This window comes from Nesterenkonia ebinurensis, assembly GCF_008711175.1.
GTDB lineage: Bacteria > Actinomycetota > Actinomycetes > Actinomycetales > Micrococcaceae > Nesterenkonia > Nesterenkonia ebinurensis.
The window spans coordinates 133081-158023 of the sequence record NZ_VWNF01000032.1 but is presented as its reverse complement, the minus strand read 5'-3'; the positions used below and the strand labels follow the sequence as shown (position 1 = coordinate 158023).

General features: G+C 62.2%; 29 protein-coding genes. 21 read left to right on the top strand and 8 right to left on the bottom strand.

Annotation, left to right across the window (positions count from 1 at the left end; translation table 11 throughout):
* Positions 1-19 precede the first annotated feature (19 nt).
* Entirely contained in the window at positions 20-625 is a 606-nt protein-coding gene (locus F0311_RS10165; protein WP_223881255.1) for a Fic family protein, read from the bottom strand.
* Between the two features lie 176 nt (positions 626-801).
* Here F0311_RS10165 and F0311_RS10160 point away from each other — a divergent pair, with 176 nt between their 5' ends.
* On the top strand, positions 802-1299 hold the full coding sequence (locus F0311_RS10160) for a MarR family winged helix-turn-helix transcriptional regulator (protein WP_150461828.1): 498 nt from the start codon (positions 802-804) through the stop codon (positions 1297-1299).
* Positions 1296-2561 carry an MFS transporter gene (locus F0311_RS10155; RefSeq protein ID WP_150461827.1) on the top strand — a complete coding sequence of 422 codons (1266 nt, stop codon included), beginning with the start codon at positions 1296-1298 and terminating at the stop codon, positions 2559-2561. Before F0311_RS10160 ends, F0311_RS10155 begins: the two co-directional genes overlap by 4 nt.
* 475 nt (positions 2562-3036) lie before the next feature.
* On the opposite strand, the gene F0311_RS10150 is transcribed toward F0311_RS10155, so the two are convergent.
* Entirely contained in the window at positions 3037-3819 is a 783-nt protein-coding gene (locus tag F0311_RS10150) for an alpha/beta fold hydrolase (protein WP_150461826.1), read from the bottom strand.
* 873 nt (positions 3820-4692) lie between these two features.
* Between F0311_RS10150 and F0311_RS10145 the strand changes: the two genes are divergently transcribed.
* From F0311_RS10145 to F0311_RS10125, 5 genes are all read left to right on the top strand, one after another.
* On the top strand, positions 4693-4875 hold the full coding sequence (locus F0311_RS10145; RefSeq protein ID WP_150461825.1) for a hypothetical protein: 183 nt from the start codon (positions 4693-4695) through the stop codon (positions 4873-4875).
* Entirely contained in the window at positions 4862-5566 is a 705-nt protein-coding gene (locus tag F0311_RS10140) for a GrpB family protein (RefSeq protein ID WP_223881254.1), read from the top strand. The genes F0311_RS10145 and F0311_RS10140 overlap by 14 nt, the downstream gene beginning before the upstream one ends.
* 116 nt (positions 5567-5682) lie before the next feature.
* Positions 5683-6939 (top strand): ATP-binding protein, encoded by a 1257-nt coding sequence (locus tag F0311_RS10135; RefSeq protein ID WP_223881253.1) that lies wholly within the window; start codon positions 5683-5685, stop codon positions 6937-6939.
* A 252-nt stretch (positions 6940-7191) separates the two neighbouring features.
* Entirely contained in the window at positions 7192-7722 is a 531-nt protein-coding gene (locus tag F0311_RS19065) for a DUF6886 family protein (RefSeq protein WP_150461824.1), read from the top strand.
* Between the two features lie 213 nt (positions 7723-7935).
* Positions 7936-8211, top strand: coding sequence for a hypothetical protein (locus F0311_RS10125; protein WP_150461823.1), 276 nt, complete (start codon positions 7936-7938; stop codon positions 8209-8211).
* Positions 8212-8386: 175 nt separating this feature from the next.
* On the opposite strand, the gene F0311_RS10120 is transcribed toward F0311_RS10125, so the two are convergent.
* Entirely contained in the window at positions 8387-8755 is a 369-nt protein-coding gene (locus F0311_RS10120) for a hypothetical protein (RefSeq protein ID WP_150461822.1), read from the bottom strand.
* A 77-nt stretch (positions 8756-8832) separates the two neighbouring features.
* Positions 8833-9042: a PIN domain-containing protein gene (locus tag F0311_RS10115; protein WP_223881252.1), complete on the bottom strand. Its 210-nt coding sequence runs from the start codon at positions 9040-9042 to the stop codon at positions 8833-8835.
* Positions 9043-9371: 329 nt separating this feature from the next.
* On the opposite strand from F0311_RS10115, the gene F0311_RS10110 reads away from it, so the two are divergent.
* The 5 genes from F0311_RS10110 to F0311_RS10090 all read left to right on the top strand — a co-directional run bounded on the left by F0311_RS10110 (position 9372) and on the right by F0311_RS10090 (position 14575).
* A complete protein-coding gene (locus F0311_RS10110; protein WP_150461821.1) occupies positions 9372-10217 on the top strand; it encodes a bifunctional 5,10-methylenetetrahydrofolate dehydrogenase/5,10-methenyltetrahydrofolate cyclohydrolase in 846 nt (281 codons plus the stop codon).
* A 78-nt stretch (positions 10218-10295) separates the two neighbouring features.
* Positions 10296-10592: a hypothetical protein gene (locus tag F0311_RS10105; protein ID WP_150461820.1), complete on the top strand. Its 297-nt coding sequence runs from the start codon at positions 10296-10298 to the stop codon at positions 10590-10592.
* Between the two features lie 58 nt (positions 10593-10650).
* A complete protein-coding gene (locus F0311_RS10100; RefSeq protein WP_150461819.1) occupies positions 10651-11304 on the top strand; it encodes a response regulator transcription factor in 654 nt (217 codons plus the stop codon).
* The gene (locus F0311_RS10095; protein WP_150461818.1) at positions 11301-13328 is read left to right on the top strand and encodes a sensor histidine kinase; all 2028 of its coding nucleotides are present in this window, start codon (positions 11301-11303) and stop codon (positions 13326-13328) included. The genes F0311_RS10100 and F0311_RS10095 overlap by 4 nt, the downstream gene beginning before the upstream one ends.
* The gene (locus tag F0311_RS10090; RefSeq protein WP_150461817.1) at positions 13325-14575 is read left to right on the top strand and encodes a methyltransferase domain-containing protein; all 1251 of its coding nucleotides are present in this window, start codon (positions 13325-13327) and stop codon (positions 14573-14575) included. Before F0311_RS10095 ends, F0311_RS10090 begins: the two co-directional genes overlap by 4 nt.
* Here F0311_RS10090 and F0311_RS10085 read toward each other — a convergent pair.
* Positions 14550-14717 (bottom strand): hypothetical protein, encoded by a 168-nt coding sequence (locus F0311_RS10085; RefSeq protein WP_191089863.1) that lies wholly within the window; start codon positions 14715-14717, stop codon positions 14550-14552. The genes F0311_RS10090 and F0311_RS10085 overlap by 26 nt on opposite strands.
* Before the next feature lie 275 nt (positions 14718-14992).
* Between F0311_RS10085 and F0311_RS10080 the strand changes: the two genes are divergently transcribed.
* A complete protein-coding gene (locus tag F0311_RS10080; protein ID WP_191089862.1) occupies positions 14993-15907 on the top strand; it encodes a CPBP family intramembrane glutamic endopeptidase in 915 nt (304 codons plus the stop codon).
* A gap of 112 nt (positions 15908-16019) precedes the next feature.
* Here the strand turns inward: F0311_RS10080 and F0311_RS10075 are convergent, their stop codons facing one another.
* Entirely contained in the window at positions 16020-17012 is a 993-nt protein-coding gene (locus F0311_RS10075) for a nucleotidyltransferase domain-containing protein (protein WP_150461815.1), read from the bottom strand.
* A 312-nt stretch (positions 17013-17324) separates the two neighbouring features.
* Entirely contained in the window at positions 17325-17702 is a 378-nt protein-coding gene (locus tag F0311_RS10070) for a YybH family protein (protein WP_150461814.1), read from the bottom strand.
* Positions 17703-17954: 252 nt separating this feature from the next.
* Here F0311_RS10070 and F0311_RS10065 point away from each other — a divergent pair, with 252 nt between their 5' ends.
* The gene (locus tag F0311_RS10065) at positions 17955-18854 is read left to right on the top strand and encodes an alpha/beta fold hydrolase (protein WP_150461813.1); all 900 of its coding nucleotides are present in this window, start codon (positions 17955-17957) and stop codon (positions 18852-18854) included.
* A gap of 352 nt (positions 18855-19206) precedes the next feature.
* Positions 19207-20184: a diacylglycerol/lipid kinase family protein gene (locus F0311_RS10060; protein ID WP_150461812.1), complete on the top strand. Its 978-nt coding sequence runs from the start codon at positions 19207-19209 to the stop codon at positions 20182-20184.
* Here the strand turns inward: F0311_RS10060 and F0311_RS10055 are convergent.
* The gene (locus tag F0311_RS10055) at positions 20136-20861 is read right to left on the bottom strand and encodes a YwaF family protein (RefSeq protein ID WP_150461811.1); all 726 of its coding nucleotides are present in this window, start codon (positions 20859-20861) and stop codon (positions 20136-20138) included. The genes F0311_RS10060 and F0311_RS10055 overlap by 49 nt on opposite strands.
* A gap of 176 nt (positions 20862-21037) precedes the next feature.
* Here F0311_RS10055 and F0311_RS10050 point away from each other — a divergent pair, with 176 nt between their 5' ends.
* From F0311_RS10050 to F0311_RS10025, 6 genes are all read left to right on the top strand, one after another.
* Positions 21038-21292 carry a hypothetical protein gene (locus tag F0311_RS10050; RefSeq protein ID WP_150461810.1) on the top strand — a complete coding sequence of 85 codons (255 nt, stop codon included), beginning with the start codon at positions 21038-21040 and terminating at the stop codon, positions 21290-21292.
* On the top strand, positions 21289-21747 hold the full coding sequence (locus F0311_RS10045) for an FAS1-like dehydratase domain-containing protein (RefSeq protein ID WP_150461809.1): 459 nt from the start codon (positions 21289-21291) through the stop codon (positions 21745-21747). The genes F0311_RS10050 and F0311_RS10045 overlap by 4 nt, the downstream gene beginning before the upstream one ends.
* On the top strand, positions 21747-22265 hold the full coding sequence (locus F0311_RS10040; RefSeq protein WP_150461808.1) for a MaoC family dehydratase: 519 nt from the start codon (positions 21747-21749) through the stop codon (positions 22263-22265). The genes F0311_RS10045 and F0311_RS10040 overlap by 1 nt, the downstream gene beginning before the upstream one ends.
* A 120-nt stretch (positions 22266-22385) precedes the next feature.
* Complete coding sequence (locus tag F0311_RS10035; RefSeq protein WP_191089861.1) at positions 22386-23288, top strand: ABC transporter substrate-binding protein; 903 nt, start codon at positions 22386-22388, stop codon at positions 23286-23288.
* Between the two features lie 41 nt (positions 23289-23329).
* Positions 23330-24175, top strand: a complete 846-nt coding sequence (locus tag F0311_RS10030) for an amino acid ABC transporter permease (RefSeq protein WP_150461806.1) — start codon at positions 23330-23332, stop codon at positions 24173-24175.
* Positions 24172-24939: an amino acid ABC transporter ATP-binding protein gene (locus tag F0311_RS10025; RefSeq protein WP_150461805.1), complete on the top strand. Its 768-nt coding sequence runs from the start codon at positions 24172-24174 to the stop codon at positions 24937-24939. Before F0311_RS10030 ends, F0311_RS10025 begins: the two co-directional genes overlap by 4 nt.
* Positions 24940-24943 lie beyond the last annotated feature (4 nt).

Below are 24943 nucleotides of genomic sequence, written 5' to 3'. Positions count from 1 at the left end.
AGCAGAGGCCTGATATGTCTCAGGCCTCTGTGAGGGTCCGCATATATTGGTTGCTGGCGTAGAGGACATCCCACCCGATCTCAACCCTTGTGAGGAACCCCTCCTGAGCGATGGAATTCAGCCATTTGCGTGCAGTAGGGCGTGACGCGCTGCAGTTTCTATCGACTGTTGTGATGCGGGTATACGGCTGAAGCATCAGTGTTTCTATGAAAGTTACGGTTCCACCGCTGGGCAGAACTCTGCTGACTGTAACTTTATGTTCATGCTCAATCTGTTGAATCTGGTCGATTAGTCGAAGCGTCGGCTGGGCTGTGGTCAGCACCGCGTTCAGCATAAACTCCACCCAGGATGTGAAGTCCTCGTTGCTGGTTACACGGCGCAATAGGCGGTAGTACTCGTTTTTGTGGGCAATGATGTACCGGGATAAGTAGAGTACTGGGCTGCTCAGGACTCCATCGTTGATCAGCTGGAGGATGTTGAGGATCCTGCCGGTTCTGCCGTTACCGTCATCGAAGGGATGGATGGCTTCAAATTGGTAGTGGCCTAAGCTCATGCGGATCAAGGGGTCCGCTTCAGAAGGAGAGTTGACGTAATTTTCCCATTCGGCCATCTTCTGGTCGATCACCTCGTAGCCCGTGGGCAGGGTAACCTGAAAGATTTTAATGATTTTTTTCAGGATCGATGTGGTGGTGTCAAAAAAGTTTCAGGTGCCCGCTTGTGGGTCCAGCTGACGCGACTCAGAGGGTGCCTGTAGCAATAAGGGCAATAAGTAACTGTATAAGTGCTGTTATATTAACAGCTATGACAACTGATCCGACCCTGCGTGGTTACTGGCGCGACCTGCATGCTCTGCAAGAAGAACTCGATGCCGAGATCGCCGAGCTTTACCGCGCTCATGGGATCGACGGCGTGCGTCCGCGTTTCACTTTTCCTCTCCTCCGACTGGCCCATAGCGGCCCGATGACTATCCGCGAGCTGGCGATGAGTCTGGGTCGAACCCATTCCGCTGTGAGCCAGACGGTGACCGCCATGCGTGGCGAGGGGCTGGTCGAGACCATCCCCGGCAGCGACGCGCGCACCCGCGTAGTGCAACTCACCGAGACGGGCTGGGATCTCGTGCCCTTTCTCAGGGCGGAGTGGCGGGCTACTGAGGATGCGATTGAGGCCCTTGACGCCGAGCTGCCGGTGCACCTGGCGGAGTATGTGGCCGCAATGTGCAGCCGGCTGGCTGAACGGCGCTTCCGTGATCGCATCGCCGAGCACCTCAAGCTCGATGATGACCTCAATCCGAAGCCGTGATCCGGCGCGGACTGGTCGACCTCCGTCCATTACGCGCGGAGACTGCCTTTCGAAGACTGTGGGCAGGCAGTTCGGCTTCCAGCTTCGGCGCGCAGTTCCTTACACTGGCGGTCCTCTTCCAGGTGTGGGAGCAGACCGGCAGCCCCCTCTGGACCGGAGCTGTGGGCCTCGTCAGCGGAATCAGCATGATCGTCGGAGGCCTGGCCGGTGGCGCGCTAGCCGACAGCCGCGATCGCCGAATCGTCATCTGCACCACCACCCTGGGCCAAGTGCTCACCGCCGCTGGAATCACTGCTCAGGCCGCCACCGGCGTAGAGAGCGTGGGGCTCGTGCTTGCTCTGGTGGGCCTCAACAGCTTGTGCGGCGGTTTGGGCGCGGCTTCGGGTCGCAGTCTGCCTGCGCGTTTGCTGCAGCGCGACCTGCTCCCAGCCGGGATCGCACTGACCCACCTCAGCTTCCAGGGGGCTATGCTCCTCGGCCCTGCGCTCGGCGGGGTGCTCATCGGTGCCGCGGGGCTGACGGCCTGCTACGCCGCCGTCGTCGCCACTAAGCTGCTCGCACTGTATGCCGCCTGGCGATTGCCCCCAGTGCCGCCGGCCGGGAGTGGGACGCACCGCGGCTTGGCCATGACCTGGCAGGGTCTGCGTTATGTGGTCCGGCCGGGTGCGGTGCGTGGGGCTTTTGGCACTGACCTGTTCGCCTCGCTTCTGGCTTTCCCCATCGCGCTCTTCCCGATGATCAACGATCTGCGACTCGGCGGCAGCCCAGAGACCCTGGGGCTGATGTCCTCGGCGCTGGCCGCGGGAGGCATCGTGGCGAGCCTGTGCTCTGGCGCGGTCACGAACTCCGGCCGGCTGGGACTGGTCCAGTCCGGTGCGGCCACCGTGTGGTGCCTGGCGCTGGCCGGATTCGGCCTGGCGACAGAGATCTGGCTGCTACTGGCGGTCCTCGTGGTAGCGGGTGCGGCCGACACGGTCAGCGTGATCGCACGCGGCTCCTTGGTCCAGATCGCCGTTCCCGACTCCTACCGAGGTCGCGTCAGTGCAGTTGATCATGTGATCGGAGCCGCTGGACCGAACCTCGGCAATGCGCGAGCAGGCGTCGTCGCTGCGGTCGTTGGAGCACCCGCTGCACTGGTCGGCGGCAGCGCCCTCGGGCTTCTCGGCATCACCTGGATCGCACTGCGCAACCGCAAGCTCCGCACCTTCAACGCCCGAGACGCTGCCGATCCCGACAACGAACAGAGTCAAGGCGAACCTTGAGCGTGGTGGCGCTACGAACCTGCCATCCTCTACTGACGACAACTGGGCATCTCACTCGCCACCGTTGCCAGGAAGATCGCAAGCGGCGAGATCACCGCGGAAAAGCGCAGCAGTCATCACCGGATCACCGAGGCTGAAGTGCGCTCCATCAGGCCAGAATGAATGACGCTGTGGAACTCTACGCGGATAAACTCACTGCGGAGCTGGAGGATTGAGTAGCCGGGTCGGTGTCTTATTGAACGCGAATATGATTCGCGCCCCAGTAACCCGGACAGGCCCAAGTCTCTGCCCCCCCCGCGTGCAACAGCACGGCATGAAGCGTGTCTCTGACTTCGCACTCATCCGCTAATCGCGAGATCGCGGGATCGAGCCCCGGCACCGCCACAGAACCGAGAAGACTCCTGGGCCACCAAGCTCGGGGGTCTTTCTGCATCATGCCGTCTGACGTTCTCAGCCTTTCCTTGCCCTGGGCCGCCTACCGTCGAAAACTCTTCAGTACTGCGTTAACAAAATCGTCGGGGGCATCCAGCCATGGGTAGTGGCCGGCTCCGGGAAGGGTGACGACCTCCCCGCGAGGGAAGAGCGCTGCGAGCTCCTCAGCCTGGTGGCGGGTCGGATGCACATCCAACTCTCCGTGCAGGATCGTCACCGGCCCGCCGAAGGATCGGGCCGCGGCCTGCAGTACTGCGTGATCTGGCCGTGGCTCGCCATAGTAGACCTGCATCCGTTCCTGACGTTGGTGCACTGACGCCTGGGCCAATCTTTGCTGCTCAGGTCCCCAGAGGCCGAAGCTCACTCGTTGGGCAGCTGGTGAGAGCCAGTCTTGTTCCTGGGCATCAAGGGCCTCTGCGAATCCCGGTTCCTGACGGCGACGCGCCAATAGTTCGGCCACACCATCCGGATCAGGCGCAACGCCTGCGGCGCTGACTGCTGGAGTCACTAGTGTGAGTCGGTGAATTTTGTGGGGCCACTTGGCCAGGGCGCAGAAGGCGGCGGTAGCGCCGGCGGAGTGGGCGAGGATATCCGCCTGAGTTAGGTCAAGAGTGTCCAGGAGGGTTGCCAGAGTTGGTAGAAGTTCTTCGACTCTGAGGTGAGGCAGTCTGGGAACAGCTAAAGCGCGTTGTGATGCCAATCCACCGAGATCATTTAGGTACTCCGGGTCAAGCAGAGGTCCTCCGGGAATGACCAGTGCTGGCGGGTTGATTTCGCCCAGGACGCGGTAGGTCACATTCTCAGGAGCGACCGTGCTTTCTGGCATGCAGTCACTGTAACAGCCCGCTGTTTTCCGCCAGTTCTCCCGGCGTGTTCTGCTCACGTCTGCCCGTGACACTTCCGGCGGAGCAAGCCGAAGTGCTAGAGACCCGTGTGCAAGTTGGTATCTATGCGGATATCAATGATGCCATCAACAAGAGTCTGGATAGGGAGTTGGGTGTCGAAGGACACCCCGCAGACGTGCCTGCTGCCTTGAAAGAGGACATCAAGGATCAGATCATGGAACTCGACCAGCTTCCAGAGGCCACCCCTCGCGGAGTCGCGGGATCGCGCCCCGCCACCGCTACAGAACTAAAACGCAAAGCCCCGGATCGCATCAGCGGCCCTGGGCTTTGGACACTTTCCCGCTATCGGTATTACCGGGTCCAAAGATCCTTAGGTGTTGTGCCTGGGCGGAAACCGCATGATTCTGCCATAAGCGTTGCCTCTGGAAATCCGGTCGCGAGGAACTGTGGCTCATGAGCATCACTGTCAAAGGTCACGGCGCGTCCGCCTTCTTCCGCCCACCACTTGGGTACCCAGTACCCCAGCTGGCGTGTATTCAGTTCAAGTACTCGATCACTTTCAGCAAAGGCGCGCATTGGTGCGCATTGTCATGTCTCTGCGGTGAAGCGCGACATACAATGAAGGGCATGACAGAGTAGATCGTTCTGGATGAGACTCCTGAGGTGAAGCGTGCGCTTGACCGGGCAGCCTCGGCTTGGCCTGATCAATCCCGTGCGGAGCTTTTGGCCCGGTTGGTCTCTGTGGGAGCTGATCATTTGGAAGAAGAGAGCCCTCGTCTGCAGGCGAGGAGAAAGCTCCTCGGCCGCTTCACAGGCCGCTACGACTCTGATCACATCTCGCAGCTTCGCGAAGAGTGGCCACATTGATTGTTTTGGATGCTGCTGTACTCATCGCAGCTCTTGATGAAACCCATCCCCACCACCAACTGGCGGCACGGATTATTCTGACCGACGATGAGCTCGTCATCCACACGCTGCAACAACGTGCGGAAAAGCGAGACGTCGCTGTGCTGAATCTAGGTCGTGTCGACGACTGATAATCGTGAGGTTCCGGGATCGAGCCCCGGCACCGCTACCAAGAAAATTCAACACATGACCCCGGGTGCTCAACCTGCTTCAGGCAGGAGATGCACCGGAGTTTCGTACGCCGATGTCTTTGCGGCAGGCCTGTGTAATCATGCTTGTGTGTCTATCGACGTTGTGCCCTATTCCGAGGATTGGCCTAAACAGTTCGCGGCTGTGGCCAACGATTTGGCCCGCGCGCTGGCAGAGGTGCCTATGGTTTTGATCGGGCACGCCGGTTCAACTGCCGTGCCCGGGCTGGCCGCCAAGCCGATCCTGGATATCGACGTTGCGGTCCGGCCGAGTGACGTGCAGGCTGCCCTCTTAGCACTGACTGCTTGCGGCTATACCCACGAAGGTGATTTCGGTATGACGGACCGAGAGGCGTTGAAGGCTCCTGATGATCAGCCAAGACGCCATGTGTACGTTTGTGTCGAAGGATCCTTACACCTGCGGAACCATTTGGCTATGCGAGATGTGCTGCGCCGTCGCTCCGATCTGCGTGACAGATACGGTGCGGTGAAGTTCGAACTTTCCAGAGTTCCCGGCATCGACATGGACGCATATCTCGCAGGAAAGTCCGTGGTACTGCAGGAAATTCTGGAGTACTCCGACCTCACTGAGCATGAAAGGGCCTCCATCGGTGGACTGAACGAGTGGAGTTGACCGGGAAAGCCACCTGGCCTCCAGCAGGCAATAGGTGTTCCAGAAGTAGCGTAGGGGATGTTCATAAGGTAGCGTAGATGGTGTTCTAAAGGTAGCGTAGAAAGCAGTGCTGGTTGGTGGAAGAGTATCTTCGGCGTACGGTAGACACACAGCTGGACGAGCTGATGCAGTTCCAATCTGCGATTGCGCTCGACGGCCCCAAAGGTGTGGGCAAGACTGAGACCGCGCGACGCCGCGCTGTCAAGGCATGGCGGCTCGATGATGAGGCTGAACGCGCTTCCCTGCTGGCCGATCCACAGTTCGGGGACGCTCCTGAAGGAACTTTGCTCATTGATGAGTGGCAGCACTATCAGCCGATCTGGGATTCGGTGCGTCGTCGTGTAGACGACGGCGCACCACCTGGGCGTTTCCTCCTCACTGGGAGCGCGACTCCTCGCACCGGACGGGGGACGCATTCGGGCGCGGGGCGCATTGACTCTGTGCGTATGCGCCCTATGGCTCTGTATGAGCGGGGGAAGATCGAGACTGAGGTGAGCTTGGGTGCTCTGCTCGAGGGGAAGGCAGGGAAAATCACCGGTGCCTCGCCCCTGACTGCTTCGGACTATTACCGCGCGATCGTGCAGAGCGGGTTCCCCGATCTGCAAAGACTCTCGGAGCGCCAGGCATCGAGAGCTGTGGGGATATATATTCAGCGCATCATCGATCAAGATCTGCCCGAAAAGGGATTCTCCGTGCGGCGACCGGAGACCCTTCGGCGATGGATGGCAGCCTACGCAGCGGCCTCCTCCACGACTGCCACGTACTCCACCATCCTGGACGCCACCACCAGCGGTGATGGCCACCAACCGGCGAAAACCACCACCATCTCCTACCGCGACCATCTCACTCAGCTTTGGATCCTCGACCCGATTCCGGCCTGGTTGCCCACACTAAACAACCCTTTCAAGTGGCTGCAGTTCTCTGAGAAGCATCAGCTGGCTGATCCAGGGATCGCTGCCCACCTCCTGGGGCTCTCCGCTTCGAGTTTGGGCGACTCACGGGGGGCGTCTATGGCGGGGCCTTTATTCGAGAGCCTGGCCACCTTGTCGGTGCGGGCGGCCGCAGGTGCTGCCTGGGCGAAAATTGGCCATCTCCGGACCAAGGGCGGTCGACAGGAAATTGACCTCATTGTTGAAAGCTTCGACGGCGCAGTCCTCGGCATTGAGGTGAAGCTTTCCGCTCATGTCGATGAGAAACACCTGAAACACCTGAAGTGGCTGCGTGAGCAGATGCCGGATCGAGTGGTTGACCTGATGGTGCTCTACTCCGGCAAGGAAGCGTACCGCACCCGAGACGGTATCGCCGTCGTCCCTTTGGCGCTCCTGGGGGAGTAGATTCCCCAGGACTCATAATCGTGAGGTCGCGGGATCGAGCGCTCGGCGCCGTTACCAGATATCTGAATATGAGGAAAGACCCCCAGAGTGTTTGGTCTGGGGATCTTCTGCATCTCGCGGTGGAACGTGTTCCCTCCGTATAGAGTCGTCCCCATGCGGTACGTGACACTAGGCCATTTTGCGCTGAGCCTGTTTGTGGGCATGTCACGGCTCGGCGAGTGTCGATCGAACAGAGTCGAGGGCTGAGGCATAGTGCGTCCCGAATCGGGTGAGGTGCTCCACTTCAGTGAGAACCCCGGCATCAAGGTCTTCACGCCCCACGTCGCTGCTACCGCGCAACAGACCGAGGCACTCGTGTGGGCAGTGGACGCGGCGAGAGCGCCCGACTATTGGTTTCCGCGTCACTGCCCGCGTGCTATGGCATGGGTGACAGTGGAGACTTCTGAGGCTGATCGAATTCACATCCTGGGTCCTGGCGGTGGGGAACGGGTCCACGCGATCGAGCATCGCTGGCTGACCCGAATGCTGGATACGCAGCTTTTCGCGTACCGGTTCGATGCGAGCGATTTCGTGGAATTCGGTGAGCCCGTCCCGCACGCCCACGTCTCGCGGGTACCTGTGACTCCACTGGGGCCGCCCGACCCCGTCGGCAACTTGGTCGATCTCCACGCACAGGCTGGGATCCAACTACGGTGCCTGCCGACACTCTCGGGTTTCTGGGAGGCTGTCGTGTCCAGCACGCTCGGATTCAGCGGGATTCGGCTCCGCAACGCTATCCGATGAGCGTCACAGCAACGTGGCTGCAGGTGATTCAACGACCTGGGTTCTTGAACGCCCTCACCTTCACATGACAGGAATGGAAGCATCGGTGCGTGCCTATTGAAGTTGCCCCCCTACTCCGAGGACTCAGCTGGGAGAGCATCGAGCTCATAATTCGTGCTTGGGTCTTGAGGTCTCATTGGGTGTAGGCGGTGAACTTGCAGATAGGAGGTACCTATGGCTCAGGACCATGTCGTGCAGCTGGAAGCAGAGGACGAGGCTATCTTGCAGCGTGCGCTCGACTATGGGCTCTTCGCTGACGAGCACCAGGCACTCCGGGTGGGTATCAACGCTGTTGCTGAGAAAACGCTTCAGTACGAAGAATACCTACGTACTGTGGTGTCCTCCCGCGTAGAGGAGTACCGCCGAAATCCGTCGGTTGCCTTGAACGCGGAGGAAGCGCAGGCCGAGTTGGCTCGCCGACGAGTGGAGTTGCATCGCCAAGTGGCATGACTGCTGCCGAGGTGCTCTACCTGCCAGGTGCGATCGAGGATCTGGCCGAGATCGAGCGGTACCTGGAGTCCGTAGCGTCAGCCGAGGTCGCAAGCAACTACGTGGACTGGCTGAAAGAGTACATTGAGACTTTCACCTCGTCTCGCCGTCTTTGGGTGAACAGATCATTGGCAGATTACGCCACAGTGAGGCGGTGGTTGAGGTCTGGCCACTGGACAGTGACGGAAAGCCGTTCGCCAGCTGCAACGGCTTTGGAGCTGTAGTAATCAGCCAGAATGATGCCGTGGGGTGAGAGTTCCACAATGGTCAGGTTCTCGACCTGAGCGTTAGTGCCATTGTCGAGTGTCCACTTCTCGGCGAGTTCGGAAATGCCGTGCTCGATCAATAAGTCTTCACCTTCGATGTATTCGCATGGGTCGCCGAGTTTGTGACCGAGTACTGTGCGGGGCTGAACGCTGCTGTAGTCCTCGGAGAGCGGTTCGAGGTACCCGACTCGCTCTCCGTCCTCACGGGTGACGGAGATCCAACGATTGGTGGTGTCCATGCCAAACAGAGTACGGGGCGAGCCTTGTTCTGGCCGGCCCATCACCAGGTTTGGTGGATGCCGAAATGTGTCCTCGTCTACGTGGCCAGGTCCCATGGGTTGCAGCAATGGACGCCGAGTGGCTCGAAGTGTTCGGTGTTACGCGTCGCAATGGTCATTTCAGCGGCCTGCGCGATGGCCGCGATGAGGGTATCGTCCAACGGCGCATGCTCGGGAACCCGGAAGGTGGCGAGGATACGTGCGGCCGGTACATCGAAGGCCAGCACGCGGTCGGCGAAAGTCGGCAAGACACGCTCCTCGAACCATCGGCGCAGGATCTCGCCCTGTGCCGCGTCTGAGGTGTTTGTGTGCGAGCAGCCAGCCTTCGTCCCTGGTGCGGGCGAAGGCGTTAGTAGCACGGTCGGATCCCTCTGATTGTCGGCCCCATACCGCTACCAAAGAAGCTGGCAGTGACGGACCCCTGGGTCGTATTGGTTCGGGGGGTTTGCTGCGCCAGGCGGCGGATGTACCAGTCGTAGACTGGGTCTACACGACTGGCGAGGGTAGGAAACTACCGGGGGTGGAGTCGAGGGCATCGTCCGCCTGGGTGTTCTTTCATGCACACAAAGGAGGACCCATGACAGCAGCGCTTATGGATGGAAATGCCCTTGCAGCAGAGATTCTCGGTCGAGTTGCCGACGGTGTCACCGAGGTGGTCAAGGCTACCGGCTATCGACCCTGCCTGGCTACGGTTCTGGTGGGGAATGACCCTTCTTCACATGTCTATGTGCGAATGAAGGTGAATCGGTCGCGCAACGTGGGCATCGAATCCCGGTGCATCAACCTCCCGCAGGAAACAACGACAGGCCAGCTAGTGGCAGAGATTGAAGCCTTATCCAGAGATTCATCTGTGGACGGCATCCTTCTTCAGCACCCAGTTCCATCGCATATCGACGAACGCGCAGCATTCGAAGCCATCGACCCGAATAAGGATGTGGACGGTGTGACACGAACGTCATTTGCCCAGATGGCATTTGCAGAACTCGGGTTCGAATCGGCTACGCCAGGTGGAATCATGAGACTCCTCGACGCGTACGAGGTTGATTTGGCCGGCGCTCGCGCCGTCGTTGTCGGACGTAGCCCGATCCTGGGTCGTCCCGCCGGTATGATGCTTCTAGCCAGGGACGCCACAGTGACGTTCTGTCATTCACGAACCGTGCATCTTGCTGAGATAGTGGCTGATGCAGATGTTCTCATCGCCGCTGTTGGTCGCCCCGAGTTTATCCGAGGTGAGTGGATCAAGCCTGGCGCGGTGGTCGTTGATGCCGGTTACAACAAAGGCAACCAGGGGGACGTGGAGTTTGTCCCAGCGAGCAACCGCGCACGTTTGATCACTCCGGTGCCTGGAGGGGTGGGACCGATGACCATAGCTGTCCTTCTGGACCAGACCCTTACCGCCGCGAGGAAACGGGCAGGGTCTTAGAAGGCTCAAAGCTTGCCTGTGCATGTACGGATCCGGGGTCGTACACTGCAAGTGCTTCCGTTTTAGGGAGGAAGGCTCATGCGACAGGTCACAGTGATGCTCAGCGATGAGGCCATGAGCGCGCTGGATGAGGTCGTGGGCGCGGGTGGGTTCGCATCCGTTGATGAGGCAGTCAACACCAGTGTTCTTGAAACCCTCACTGAGGTAAACGACGTTGTGGGGTCACTGGAGTTCGTCCGATTCCTCGAACAGGTTGGGATCCCGGTGGGGAACGACTCAAAAGAAGATCTTTCTCGAGGACTGAGCGTTGAGGTTCTCGGTCCCCGGTCAACCGGTGGAAATGCCCACCATATCCTGATCCCCAGACCGGTATAGGCTGGACGTGTGCAACCCCTTTAAGAGCGGCGGGGTGGACGCGTCAGGAGAGCAATTGATGAGGGATCCAGCGACTCGGGCGGCTATCGTCGATGATCATGAACTGGTGGCCCTTGCCTTGGGGCCGGTCATAGATGCCCACCCGAGGCTGGACTTCGTCGGTCACTATGTCTGCGTGAAGGACTTGCTGCGATCCGCGCAAGCCGCCGATCTGGTGGTGCTTGACCTCTTCCTGCGGGACGGCTCCACGCCCCAGGCAAATGTGGATGAGCTGCGTCGGCACGGCATGGAGGTTCTGGTGCTGACCTCCGGGGAGAACCCCTATTTGGTCCGCGAGGTGTCCCAGTGCGGCGTCTTAGGCATCCTGCGCAAGTCGTTGGGTGTTGCTGACGTGGTGGAGGCGATCGCACGGGCGGCAGCCGGAGGAAACGTGGCCACCACAGAATGGGCGGCAGCGTTGGATACTGGCCCGCCGGCCACCCGGATCCACCTCACCGAGCGTGAACGGGAAGTGCTGGCGCTGTACGCATCGGGACTCGGTGCCAAGCAGGTCGCCACCAAGCTGCATATCAGTGAGAACACTGTGGATGACCATATCCGCCGCATTCGACAGGTCTACCAGCAGCTGAATCGACCCGCCAACACCAAGGTCGAACTGTATCAGCGTGGACTGCAGGACGGGTTGCTCCCGCTCCCGGTGCCGCGGACATGACAGCCGCGCTGACCGGACCGCGGGCGGAGACCCGCGCTCGGCGGCTGATTGCAGCGTGCACGGCGTCCATCGCCCTGACCGCCGGTGTCGTGTCATGGCTCATGGGGGCCTTCGGCGGTATACGTGACGGCGACCTGCCGTGGCTTCTGACGGTGACAGCAGTCCCCGTAGGGATCGCCCTCGTCGTCGCGGGGCGAAACGCTGCTTGGCTGACGCTGCTGACCGCGACAGCTCTGGTGCAGGTTCTGCGCTTTCTGGTGGAGGGAGACTTCTGGACCGGCCTAGTGAGCGACCTGCACGCCTTCGCCGCCGCTGTCGCAGTGATCCTCATCGGTAGCCTCATCCTAGCTGTCGCCCAAGGCCTGGACCGTTCAGCGGCAGAAGCCTATGCCGCCGAACAGCGCAGAACCGCAGCACATGCTCGACGGATGGCGCGGGAACGGACCGAGGCCATGGTCCATGACGACGTACTGTCCACCCTCAATCTGGCTGCCCAAGACATCGATCTCGGCCCGGCGCTCCGGGACCAGGCTGAGTATGCGCTTCAACAGGTGGAAGTGTTGAGCCGGCAGGCCAGGGGGCGGCCCACATCGCCGCGAGAGTTTCTGGCCCTGGTGCAGGAGATCGTCCAGCGGGAGGACGCCGAAGCCACCTTGGACATCGAGAGCACCGGGAGTCAGGCGCTGGATCCAGACGTGACGGAAGCGGTGAGCGGCGCGCTGCGGCAGGCCATGGTCAACAGCGTTTCTCACGCAGGCTCTCAGACGGCTCGCCGGGTCCGAGTGCGCCTGAGACCCGATGAACTAGTGATCCGGCTGACCGACGACGGTCCAGGGTTTGACCCCCACCAGGTTCCGCCCAGCGCCCTGGGTATCAGACAGTCTATCCTCGGCCGGCTGCGAGCCCTTCCCGGCGGATCCGCCCAGGTGAGGTCCGCCCCGGGTGCGGGCACACAGGTCACGCTCGCCGTACGACGGAGCGCCGCGGAGCAGTCTGAGCCTGCCCAACCAGTGGTAAACGCCTACGAGCCGCCGATGCGCGGGCTGGCCATGCTGGCAGCATTGTTCCTCTTGGCTCAGGCCGGGTTGGCCGCCGTGGTCACCGCACGCGGTGGGGAGCTCTCCGTCGCTGCCCTAGCCATGGCCGGACTGCTGTGCTGCGCCGCTGCCATCGGCTGGGACGACAACGGCCGACTGAGTCTGCCTCGCGCCGTGACAGCTGGTCTGGCCGCCGTCGCAACCTCAGCGATCACCCTGCTGCCAGCCTCGCGGGACGTGGACCATCTCGGTGACACCTGGTACGTGACAGCGCTTGGATTCGTCCTGGTGGCCTTAGCTCTGCGTGAGAGGCTCGGGCTCGCGGTGACCAGTGGACTGCTCGTGTCCGCGGTGGCGCTGACCGGGGCTTATCTGCAGAATGACGACGCCGTGGACGTCGTCATCTCTGTGGTACGTTCGCTGTGCGTGCTGGCCGTTGGCTCAGCGTTTGCCTTCGCTCTCCGCCGAGCCCATCAACACACCGGTGAGATCCAGCAGAAAGAGCTCGCACTGCTGCGGGAGACAGCCTGGAACGAGGCCACGCGCTCGGAGCTCAGTGAACGGGTTCATATGCTGAGTACTACCGTGGGCTGCATGCTGCGGCGCATCACCGAGCTGACACCGCTGTCATCCCAGGAGCGCGCAGAAGCCCGGGCATTGGAGGGCCTGCTGCGAGACCAGCAGCGGGGACGTCGGTTGGCGCAGCAGCCGCTGATCGACACTGCGATGGAGGCCAGACGCCGCGGAGTGGACGTCTGCCTGCTAGACGACAGTGGCGAGGCTGTGCTGGACGAGGGAATCCTACGCGAGATCGTCCGCTGGATGAGTGATGCTCTGTCTGACACGCCCGAGGGGCAGTTCACCGGCCGGCTGTTCCCCGCCGGACGCGTTGAGTCTGCCAGCATCACCAGCCGAAACGGAACCACCCTTTTTCGTGGCCGGGACAGCCTTCGGGGGCATCCCCGGGCCATTAGCGTGGAGGTATGACCTCCGAAGCCGATGCCGCAGACACCCGGACCCATACCGAACCTGCCTCAGGCCGAGTTGCCGAGTCCGTCCGGCGCGAAGTCGACTCGTTGCAGCGGGAAGGCATCGATGTCCACTATGCCGATCCCGCTCCGCGGCTGCGCCTGCCCCAGGCGACCCAGGAACTGGTGGACCAGGTCCTGGTCCGCGAGACCGTGCGCCCAGACTTCACCAGCTGGCTGTTCAATCCCGAGGTCCATCCGGCCGGAAACGCCTGGTGGGGTGTGTCCAAGCGCGCGGTGGCGCTGCACACCCTGCACCAGATCGGAGACATCGACCGGCCAGCTGAGGGCATCGACCGCAAGGTGTACGGCGAGCCGCTTTTCGAGCACAACTCCACATCGGCACGTCAGCTGCTGATTCGGGAGCGGGGCATGTCCAGTGCCGCGCGCATCCTGAGCCGGTACGAAGCCTTCATCGCGGCCCCCTCTGTGGTGGACGGCCAGGACGAGTACGGCCTCACGTCCTATGACTACCTAGCCGGCGTTCTGGACTCCCATGCCATCCGCACCCGTGCCGACGTCGCTGTCACCCTGCTCGGGGAGCATCTAGAGCGAATTCCCCGGAGCAGCCTCAGTATTGTCAGTTTGGCCTGCGCAGCGGCTGAGCCGCTGCTTACTCTGGCGCAGTCCACCCTCCGCGGCACAGCTGTCGAGCAGCTGACGTTCGTCGACCACGATCCTCTGGCGCTGGCCTCTGTGGTTTCGTTGGGGAAAGCCCGAGGTATGTCAGACCGGATCACCATCCACCGGAAGAATCTGCTCAAAACGCCTCCGATCCAGTACTTAGCGCCGGAGAGCATCGATGTGGTCGACCTGCTGGGCATCTTCGAGCATTTGCCGGCCACTCGCTTCGGATACCGGTTGGCCAGCGGAGTCCTCGCAGCCGCCGCGGAGGTGGTTCGGCCGGGCGGTGTCATCCTATTGGGTAATATGCTCGCCGAGCGTCCCCAGCAGGACTTCTTCAGCGCCGTCTGGCCCGCTCTGCAGCAGCGCACCGTCCGACAGACCCTCAGTCTCGTCCGCGAAGCCGGCTTCGATCCGGCCGCCGTCCGGGTGCGAATTCCGGCACGCGAAGGAATCTACGCGGTATACGCTGTACAGAAGCCATTGGCCAAGCGATCGGGCAAGCAGCTGAAGTCTATCCGCAGCTCACGGATTCAGCAGGGCCTCGGCCGGCTGCTCACCTCCCGGATGCCGGAGTACTGACAGCACTGCTCAGCACCAGGAATACCTCCATCGGCCCAGGGATGGTCCCGTGCAGGTTCCGGTGATCGTGCAGTGCGGCGTGCAGGTCCGGATCCGAGGTGACTGCCGCGCCCATGATCACATCTCGAATGGACCACCGCATCAGCCCCACGCTTCAGCGGGATCTGCCGCAGCGGAGCGGCAAAGGTGTTCCACCGCAGTGGTGACGCCCAGCTCCGAGAGAAGCCTGCAACAGCACCCCGCGCGGACTCTTTTCCTGGTGCGACGAAGCGGGTGGTGACCTGTAGGGAGGAGTGGCCCATGACCTCCATGACGTCGTTGAAGGGGAGGCCGTCGGTGGGTTTCGGTATGACTTTCGCCGCAGATGGTGACTTTTGGCAGGTTCACCGACCCATTTGGCTCTCTAACATTAACCTCATGGACAACTCTCCTGCGCATGACGAATCACAGGCTGACCATCGTGTTGGTTCTCTGGCATTGCGGCTAGTGCTCATCACAACAGGCACACTTCTTATCTGGCTGGGTGTCACCCGGCTGACCACCGTTCTATGGGGTGCCGAGATGTCTCTGCTGCAGCACATCGCCAATGCGGTCGGTGTTTTTTCGCTTGCTGTGCCCATGGTGCTGGTGATCAATCGTTATCTGGACCGTCGCCCGGTATCCGCCCTGGGATTGCACGCGGAGAAGCGGGCGTGGCGTGATTTCCTGTACGGCGCACTGACCTGGCTGATCCCAGCGGGACTCGGGTTGACAGTTGCGCTCATGTTTGGCTGGGTGGAGATCCGCATCGACTCCTCAATCGCTGAACTCATTGGTGTGATCCTCCTGCTGATCCTGCTGGTTTTTGTCTATGAGGCTTTCCCTGAGGAGCTCATTTTCCGCGGCTACATCTACCGGAATCTCACTGCCGCGGTCGCCCCGTGGGTTGCCGTGGTGATCCAAGCGCTCCTTTTCTCTGCCTTCGGCACCGCCCTGTGGGTCATCAGCAATGGCTGGGGAGTATTCCTGGAGCGCTCTGTGCTGTTCTTCGGCATGGCCGTCGTCGTCGGCTGTGTCCGCCTGATATCGGGTTCGCTGTGGGCTGCGATCGGATTTCACCTAGCGTTTCAGGTGATGATGCAGCTCTTCCTGTCTTCGCAGTACGTGGACATCGAGGTCAGTGACGAGGGCATCTTCACCCTGACCACAGCGGTGGTGGCATTCTGCGCGGCCACCACCGTGGCGGGACTGCTATGGCGAGGAGGAGCCAACTGGACAAAGCCAGAGCCGCAGAGCTCCGAATCTACCGCCCAGGCGGAGGCATCCGTGAGGCCAGCTGAAGGGCAGTCATGACTGCTGAATCCCGTTCCATCCGGCTGAATTCCGGTGCAGTAGCGAGTTTGCGCTGGTCGGAGCCGGAGTTGGCGTGGCCTGCGACTTTCGGCGGTGAATAGCTAGCGCGGCCTCATCCGGCCCGCACTTCATGGCAAAGCTCTCGCAGTCTGGCGCTAGCGAGGTCAACGCGGGCCGATGACCACGGACGCAGCCACTCGTCCGTTGCTCGCGGGAATCGCGTCCGGTACAGACCCGTGTACGCGAGGACAACATCACGGGCATTCTGTTCGGCAGTGACCGATTCTCCGACGAGGACACGGGCAGCCAGAGACAGCTCTATCCGAGAGGTCAGCCACTCCGGCATGCGCTCTGAAAGCTCCTGATCCGCTCTGGCGTGACATGCCGATGTGAGCCCCTCGGCAAGTGGCGAAGCATCGTGTTCCTCCAGGAGGTGCTCGAAACGGGTCCAGAATCGTCCCAGCGAGCCGGTGCGTAGCCTTCGCTTCTCCAGTGCTGCTTCGGCTAGCGCAGTGCCTGCTCGGCGGATCAGATTCCAGGCGGCGGTCGGATCTGACGAAGCGAGGCGCTCTGAACTCTCCGCAGCAGCATGGGCCGAGCTCAGCCAATGCGAAGTCCGTCCCGCGACGACGGGTTCTGTGAAACGGTGCCGTGCGCTCCAGTCGAGCAGCGCATGTCCAACCCCGTGGGGGTCGTAGGCCGCGTAGCCGCCGAACATCTTGTCGATGCCGTGAAACACGCGGGGATCAGACAACGCGGTGGCGGAGTCGGTCGGGGATCCCGTCGACACTGACTCGGCCTCGGCCAGGTCGAAAGTGATCTTCCCGGCGTCAACCGCAGTGTAAATGCCAGATGTACCCCACATCTCGCTCATCTGGTAGGCGCACATATCCACCCTCGCCGCGACCTCTGCCACCGGATGCTCCGCGCTGACCACCATCAGATCGATGTCGGACAGCGGCCAGTGCTCATCACGGCCCATGCTTCCCCCGACGATCACCGCGATGACGCCGGGCACCTGCGACATGGCACGGACTGCCTCATCCGTGCGTCGGCTGGCCCGTTCCTGCCAACCTGACAACCGTGGATCAACCAATCCGGGCATGGGGGCTCCTCCTCAACGAACCTTGTTCTTCGGGCCCCGGATGGACCTGCTGAGGCTTCCAGGCCGAAGAAGCAACGCTCGCATCCACTCAAGCCCCCTGTTCCTGGCTGACTGTTCGAAAGGCCACATTCACTTGATCAGAGGCCGGGATGCCGTTCCTGGGAGGTTACCAAGCTAGGTCAATGGTGTGCTAATCACCTTGCCGATGGGAATCCGCGCCCTGCAGGCACGGAGGAAGAGCCCTGCCACCGCTGCCAACAGCATCACACAAAAAACCCGGCGGTACCCCACAGTAGGCTCCGGGCGAGGAGGTCAGGCAGCGGCGCTGAGGTGTTCGTGTGCGAGCAGCCAGACTCCCTCCGCGGTGCGCACGAAGGCGTTGGTTGCACGGCCGGATCCTTCTGCCTGTCGCCCTTCGATGGTCCCGCGCCACTGATATCGGTACACAGCGACCGCGGCGTCGGCACTGTTAACCGGCCAGTGGATATCCTCAGCCCAGTACCGCTCATCACGGATGGTGTCCCAGGTGCGCTCGAAGTAGTGCCGGACGGCTTCGCGTCCCACGAGGGTGGCGTCCCCAAAATAGTAAATGACGTCCTCGGACAAGAGTTCAGCAACGTTGTCGAAGTCGTGTGTGTTCGTCGCAGTGAGCAAAGCGTCTAGCACCGTCTGGACTGACGATTCAGGCATGTACTCACGTTAGCAGCCGATTGGTGACAGACTGCCTTTGGAACGCAATCTTGCTCAGATGCGTGAAGTTCTCCAGGCCCTCGGGGTCATCTCACCCAGCTCTGGTTCCTGGACCAGGTCCCGGCTCGGGTGCCGCGCTGAACAGCCCTTTGAAAGGGTTGCAATTCTCTGAGAAGTACCAGCTTGCGGATTCAGGGTCAGCTGCCGATCCTTAGGGTTCTGCTCCCTCTGCTGTGTCTGTAGCCTGGAAGAGTGGACTCACCGGGTGTTGAAGACTATGCGCGGTTCCTGCCGGGCGACTGTCAGGGCCAGGTGTCGGCACCGGAGAGCAGTTTCTGGGAATGGGGGACCCACCGCGTCCACGTCCTGCGGCGGCGAAACCCGGAGGCCCCGGCTCGGGTGATCCTGATTCACGGGGCTGGCGGGCACTCGGCGGCTCTGTGGCCTATCTCATCTCTGATCTCCCCGGAGCGGGCCGAGCTGGCGGCAGTGGATATGCCCCTCTACGGAGGCACTGTTTCAGCAGACCCATCTGCTGTGCGTTACAGCGACTGGGTAGACCTGCTGTGTGACTTTCTCGCCGCAGAGGAGGACGGTCGGTCCCTGGTGCTCCTCGGCGCCAGCATCGGCGGAATGCTGGCCTATGAGGTCGCCGCCCGCACCAGTCGCGCTTCGGCAGTCGTGGCGACCTGCCTACTCGACCCTCGAGATGTCCGAACTCGCTCCGTCATGACGCGCTTCGGTCCCTTGGGCGTGCTTGGCGGACCACTCACGCACCTGCTTCCTGCGCAGGCGGCCGGCCGCCGCATTCCCATGACATGGGTGGCAGCGCTGTCGAAGATGAGCCGCAACGCAGAGCTCTCCACAATGTGCGCCGCTGACCCTCGGGGCGGAGGAGCGCGGGTTCCCCTGGGGTTTCTCGCCTCATACATGACCTACCGCCATACCCCGCCTGAGCAGATGCACATCCCAGTGACTTTGGTTCATCCGGCAATGGATGCTTGGACCCCAGTGGAGGTCAGTGTCAACTGGCTCCGCCGGGTTGCCGCTCCGGCAGAGCTGGTCATGCTCCGCGAATGCGGCCACTTCCCCATTGAAGAGCCTGGGCTGACCGACCTCATCCGCACGGTCGAACGAATCACGATGAATTGATCCGCTAATCGTGAGGTCGCCGGATCGAGCCCCGCCACCGCTACCCGATAACTCAAATGGAGAAGCACGCGAAAAGCGGCAGATGAGTACAAGCGCATCAGGCGTAGTCGGTAAGGAAGACTTCCCCTTTCTGCTTGGTAGTGCCGGGCTCCCCTCCCGGGAGCGTGGCCGATGATTACCCCGAGCCGGTCAAGACCGTCGCCAGCACTGCTCAGCACGGGCTCACAGCAGATCGCCAGGCGGAACTCACTGCCGATCAGGTCGGCATCTAGTGGGAGGAGGGCGAGCGGACGAAGCTCCGGGATCTCCTCACCGCTCCGTGAGGCCGGCAGCGTCTGAGAGAGTATGGAGCATGGGAGCAGCGCAGAGTCTGGGCGGGGGTTCATCGGGTGAGAGCCGGAGAGTCTTGGTTCTGCTGAACCCCACGGCAGGACAGGGACGGCGAGCTGCACGCATCCAAAAGCACCTGGCTGAGTTCGCCAGTGAGGGTCTGGAGCTGATCGTGCCGAACCCAGCCGATCACCTGGAGCAGCTGGAGCAGGCAGAGACAGCCGTCAAAACAGGTGTGGACGCGGTGCTCGTTCTCGGCGGCGACGGCATGGTCCATACAGGGGTGCAGCTGGTCGCCGGCCGGCAGATTCCCATGGGCCTGGTGCCCACCGGCACCGGAAACGACTTCGCCCGCGGCGCCGGGGTGCCTCGACATCCCACGATGAGGAACTTGTTGCGACTGCTTCATCAGCTCAGCGAACCGGAACTGACCACCAAGGCGGTTGATGCGCTCAGGGTTCGTATCACTCAGCACAACGGCACCTCACAGCACTGCTGGGCCGCCAACGCGGTGAACATCGGCTTCGACGCTCGGGTGAACCAGCGCGCTAATCAGCTCAAGAAGGTGCCGGGCCCCATGCGATACCTGGTGGCACTGACGCAGGTGATCCCCAGTTTCCAGGCCAAAGACTTCCACATCGCGGTGGACGGACAGCCTGCTCAACTGCAGCCCTCAGCACTGGTGTGCCTGCAGAATGGTCCCTTCATCGGCGGTGGAATCCCACTGGCGCCCGGTGCCCAGCCCGCTGACGGGAGACTTGACCTTTCCTGGGTGCAGCCGCTCTCCCGCCCAGGTCTGGTGGCCCTGTTCCCGCTGCTGATGATCAGGCTGCATCGGGTGCTCAAGCCGCTGCGGACAGAACAGCACCGCGGCGTCGTCGTCACTGTTCCTCCCCAAGTGCCGGTCTATGCCGATGGTGACGAACTGCTGGCCGGGGCGGACAGCGAATGTCAGGTTGAGGTCACCGTGGAGCCCGAAACTCTCCGGCTGCTGACCTGAGAGTTTCGAGAACGACGCCGGGTCCAGGGCCAGGTCATAGCAGCCCAGAGCGCGGCCATCATCAGCCCGATCCACACCAGATACACCGGCCACGGGCCCAGGAAGTCCATCAGTGAGGCGCCGTCCGGCGGACGGTTGACGAAGCCGTAGTTGGTGCCCAGCTGCGCGTTGATCGGCATCACGAAGATCGCCCACAGGAATGCGCACAGATACGCCAGGCAGAAGCCCTTCCAGTCCGGCCGGTGCCCCGCCCCCCAGATCAGGGCCAGCGGGGCAAGCCACACTGCGATATGCAGTCCCCAGTAGAAGGTGAACTGCACCGGTTCCGCGACCAGCATGGTCGGGTGCGGGGTGATCATCGCCTGTGGGTTCAGTGTCAGACCCCAGAAGTAGGAGACCATCACCGCCCACTTCAGCCGCCAGATCAGCGCTACGGCAGTGATGAACCGCAGCACATCCGAATAGTGCAGCGGCAGCGAATCGGCCACATGCCAGTTCCCTGGCAGCAGCAGCCAGACGGTGTAGAGCACTGAGCAGATCAGCAGCACCCAGCCCGAGCATCGCAGCCACTTGTCCAGGGCATTGGTGCCGCGGGCCCGGCGCGTGGCCCACACCACCAGCACGCTCAGCACTGAGGTGGCCGCGAGTAGTGCGCAGTGCACCGCGTCAAAGAGCATGGCCTCTTCCCCTGTTCGGCAATTTACCCGGCAGTTGTTTCATCTCCGACGTGAAATCGCAGGTTTGTGAAACAAACAACGGGTAAAACGATGGAGACTGCTTCCCCTCTGCCCAGTGTAGGCAAACGTAAGGAGCGCAGCCGCCGCAATGTTGCGGCCGGTAGGATGAACAGGCTATGAATCAGCAGCCGAGCTTCGACCCGTGGACCTCCGGAACCCGTGCCTACCGGGCGGCGCTGATCCTCGGCATGGCAGTCACCTTCCTGGGCATCATCGCGGTCATCGCAGCAAGCCTCACAGACTCCACCGTGCTCAGAAACACCGGTCTCGGCCTGATCGGTGCCGGAATCCTCAGCCATCTCACCGGCATCGGGCTGCGCCGCCGCCAGGCTGCCCAGATCCTCCGCGACAGAAAGAACCAAGGACGATGAGCATCAACACCGCCAGGGAGGGCCACAGCTACCCGCCTATCGAGTACCAGGTGGGCCGGGAGGAGATCCGCGAGTTCGCCACAGCGGTGAAGGCCGAGCATCGCGCCCACCACAGCGAAGAGGCCGCAGCCCAGCTGGGCCACCATGACCTGATCGCCCCGCCCACTTTCGCCGTGGTGATCGCCCAGCGCGCCGAGGCCGCCGCCGTCACCGATCCTGAGGCCGGCATCGACTTCTCCCGCGTGGTCCACGCCGAGGAACGCTTCACCCACCACGCCCCGATCACCGCAGGTGAGACCCTGACCGCGGCCACCACCCTGGACCGCATCCGGGTAATGGGAGCCGGTGCCATGGTCACCACCATCACTGAGATCACTACAAAGCACGACGCCGCCCCGCGCGCCACGGTCACCTCGACCCTCCTGGTCCGCGGCGACGATGAGGAGGAAGGCTGATGAACGATGATCTTCAGGTGCGAAGGCCGGCGCCGCTGCAGCCAGCCGAGAGGCAAGCGGGGTCCCCCCGCCGCTGGGACCAGCTCCACAAGGGCCAAGTGATCGGGACCCGTACCATTGAGCTCTCCCGCGCTGACCTGATCCGCTACGCCGCCGCCAGCGGGGACCACAACCCCATCCACTGGAACCAGCGCTTTGCTCAGGAAGTCGGACTCGAAGGCGTGATCGCCCACGGTATGCTCACCATGGGTGCCGCCGTGGGGCTGGTCACTCACTGGGCTGGAGACCCGGCCAAAGTCACCGACTACCAGACCCGGTTCAGCAAACCGGTGCCGGTGCCCGATGCCGCCCACGGCTCGCCCGAAGCTCCCACCGCCACACTTGAGATCACCGGAAAGGTCGGCAAACTGGACGAAGAGAACCGCACCGCTCGGATCGACCTCACCGTGGAACTGGTGGACGGTGATGAGCGGTCCAAAGTGCTCACTAAGTGCCAAGCCGTCGTCGCCCTCTCGTAGGGCGGATATCTACCTGAAACATTCAGCCTGCCTATAATCACCAGACATGAATTCACATCTGAGCCGTCCGCGCCAGTGGCCGGCACGCACCATGAAACCCGGGAGAGAACTATGCCGAGCATGACTGAGCTGACCGAGAAGCCCTGGCTTAAGCCACTGGCGCTAGCTTCCGCTGCCGCGTTGGTGCTGACCGCCTGCGGCGACGATGACGACAACGACGAGCCGGAGCCTGAGACTGAGGTAGAGGCCGAGGTGGAGATCGACGCCGAGGTGGAGACCCTTGAAGAAGGTGTCCTGCAGGTCTGCACCGATGTGCCCTACCCACCGTTCGAGTACTACGACACCGACGGCAATGTGGTCGGCTACGACATCGACATCGCTGCTGCCATCGCAGGTGCACTGGATCTTGACCTGGAGATCATCGAATCCTCCTGGGAGGGCCTGGAGTCTGGCATCGCTCTGGAATCCAACGACTGCGACCTGGTGATTTCCGGTATGTCCATCACCGAGGAGCGTGCCGGAAACATGCTCTTCAGCGACCCTTATCTGGACGACAACCTGGGCCTGCTGGCCACCGCCGACTCCGGCATCGCCTCGACTGAGGACCTCGACGGAGTTCCGGTGGGTGTGCAGAACGGCACCACCGGACACGCCTATGCTGTCGAGGAGCTCGGCCTGGATGTCACTGAGTATGAAGACTCCGGACTGCTGCTGCAGGGCGTGGAGGCCGGCCAGGTGGATGCCCTGATCGGCAATATCTCGATCATCGGTTACCAGGCTGGTGACGACGACGCCTATGAGTTCGTCGAAGAGATCGACACCGGCGAGCAACTGGGAATCGCCGCCCACCTGGACAACCAGGAGCTCATCGACGCGGTCAACGAGGTGCTCGCAGCCCTGGACTCCGAAGGCACCCTGGAGGAGATCCGCGAGGCCTGGTTCCACTCCGAGACCCCCGATGAGGGTGATGACCCTGATGAGGATGCCGGTGATGAGAACGACGACGCCGAGGACGAGGACTGAGCCCCGCACCTGAAGTCTGAGGCAGAGAAGGTGAACCGCTGATGGCGCTCTCCAACCGTGACCGGGCCCGGCTATCCCTGGGGCTGCAGGCCGGGATCTTCATAGCCGTGGTGGCGGTCCTGATCGCCATCATTGACTGGGGAGCGGTCCAGAGCAGCTTCTTCGACCTGGAGAACATCTCGGGGATGTTCCCCGAGGTGATCACTGTGGGGCTGTGGAACACCATCCGCTACACCTTCTTCGGGTTCCTGTTCGGACTGATCGGCGGCACGCTGCTGGCCCTGATGAGGATCGCCAGCTTCCCGGTCTACCGGTGGGTCGCGGCGGTCTACATCGAATTCTTCCGCGGGATTCCGGCGATCCTGGTGTTCATCGCCTTAGGGTTCGGTGCCTCGCTGGCGTTCAACCTGAACCTGTCCACGCTGCAGACCGCCTCGACTGCGCTGGCGATTGTGGGCTCTGCCTATATCGCCGAGACCATCCGGGCCGGTCTCCAAGCTGTGCCGAAGGGCCAGATGGAGGCCGCCCGGGCCTTGGGCATGCCGGCCTGGCGGGCTATGGTGACCATCCAGATCCCGCAGGCCTTCCGGATTGTGCTGCCGCCGCTGACCAATGAGGCGATCCTGCTGACCAAGGACTCCTCACTGATCTTTGTGGTGGGTATGGCCGGATCCGCCGCGGAGCTGACCAAGATCGGCCGCGACGGCATCCTGCAGTACGGGGCCGGGATGACTCCGCTGGTGGTGGCCGGGGTCTGCTATCTGCTGATCACCGTGCCGCTGTCGATGTTGGCCCGGCGTATGGAGGAGCGCAGTCCCGGCAAGTCCTCACGGCGCCGGCCGAAGAAGAAGGCGACTGAGTCGCCGGTCACGGCAGGGGTGAAATGAGCGCTGATACTGCTGCGATCCCGGCGGGGGTCGTCATTGAGAACCTGCGCAAGTCCTACGGCGACAACGAAGTGCTCAAGGGCATCAGCGTCACCGTGGACCCTGGCGAGGTGGTCTGCCTGATCGGAGCCTCCGGCTCTGGAAAGTCCACTCTGCTGCGCTGTGTGAACCGGTTAGAGGACCCGAACTCCGGGCGTATCCGGGTGGGCGAGTTCGAGGTCACCCACCCAGATGTGAACTTGGATGCGATGCGCCGCAAGATTGGCATGGTGTTCCAGCAGTTCAACCTGTTCCCACACCTGAGTGTGCTGGAGAACTGCACCATCACCCCGCGCCGGGTGCTCAATCAAGATCGCGCCGAGGCAGAGACCGAGGCGCTGCATCAGCTTCAGCTGGTGGGGTTGGAGGATCTGGCCGACCGGCGCCCGGCCCAGCTCTCCGGCGGACAGCAGCAGCGGGTGGCCATTGCCCGGGCACTGACCATGAAGCCCTCCCTGATGCTCTTTGACGAGCCCACCTCAGCGCTGGACCCTGAGACGGTGGGTGATGTGCTGGCCATTATGCGTGACCTCGCCCAGGCCGGGATGACCATGATCGTGGTGACCCACGAGATGGGCTTCGCCCGCGAGGTGGCTGACCGAGTGGTCTTCATGGACCAGGGCAAGGTGGTGGAAGAAGGTGCTGCCGAGCAGGTGATCGGCGCCCCCACCGCCCCGCGCACCCAGGACTTCCTACGCAGGGTGCTCAACCCGCTGGGGGAGTAGAGCG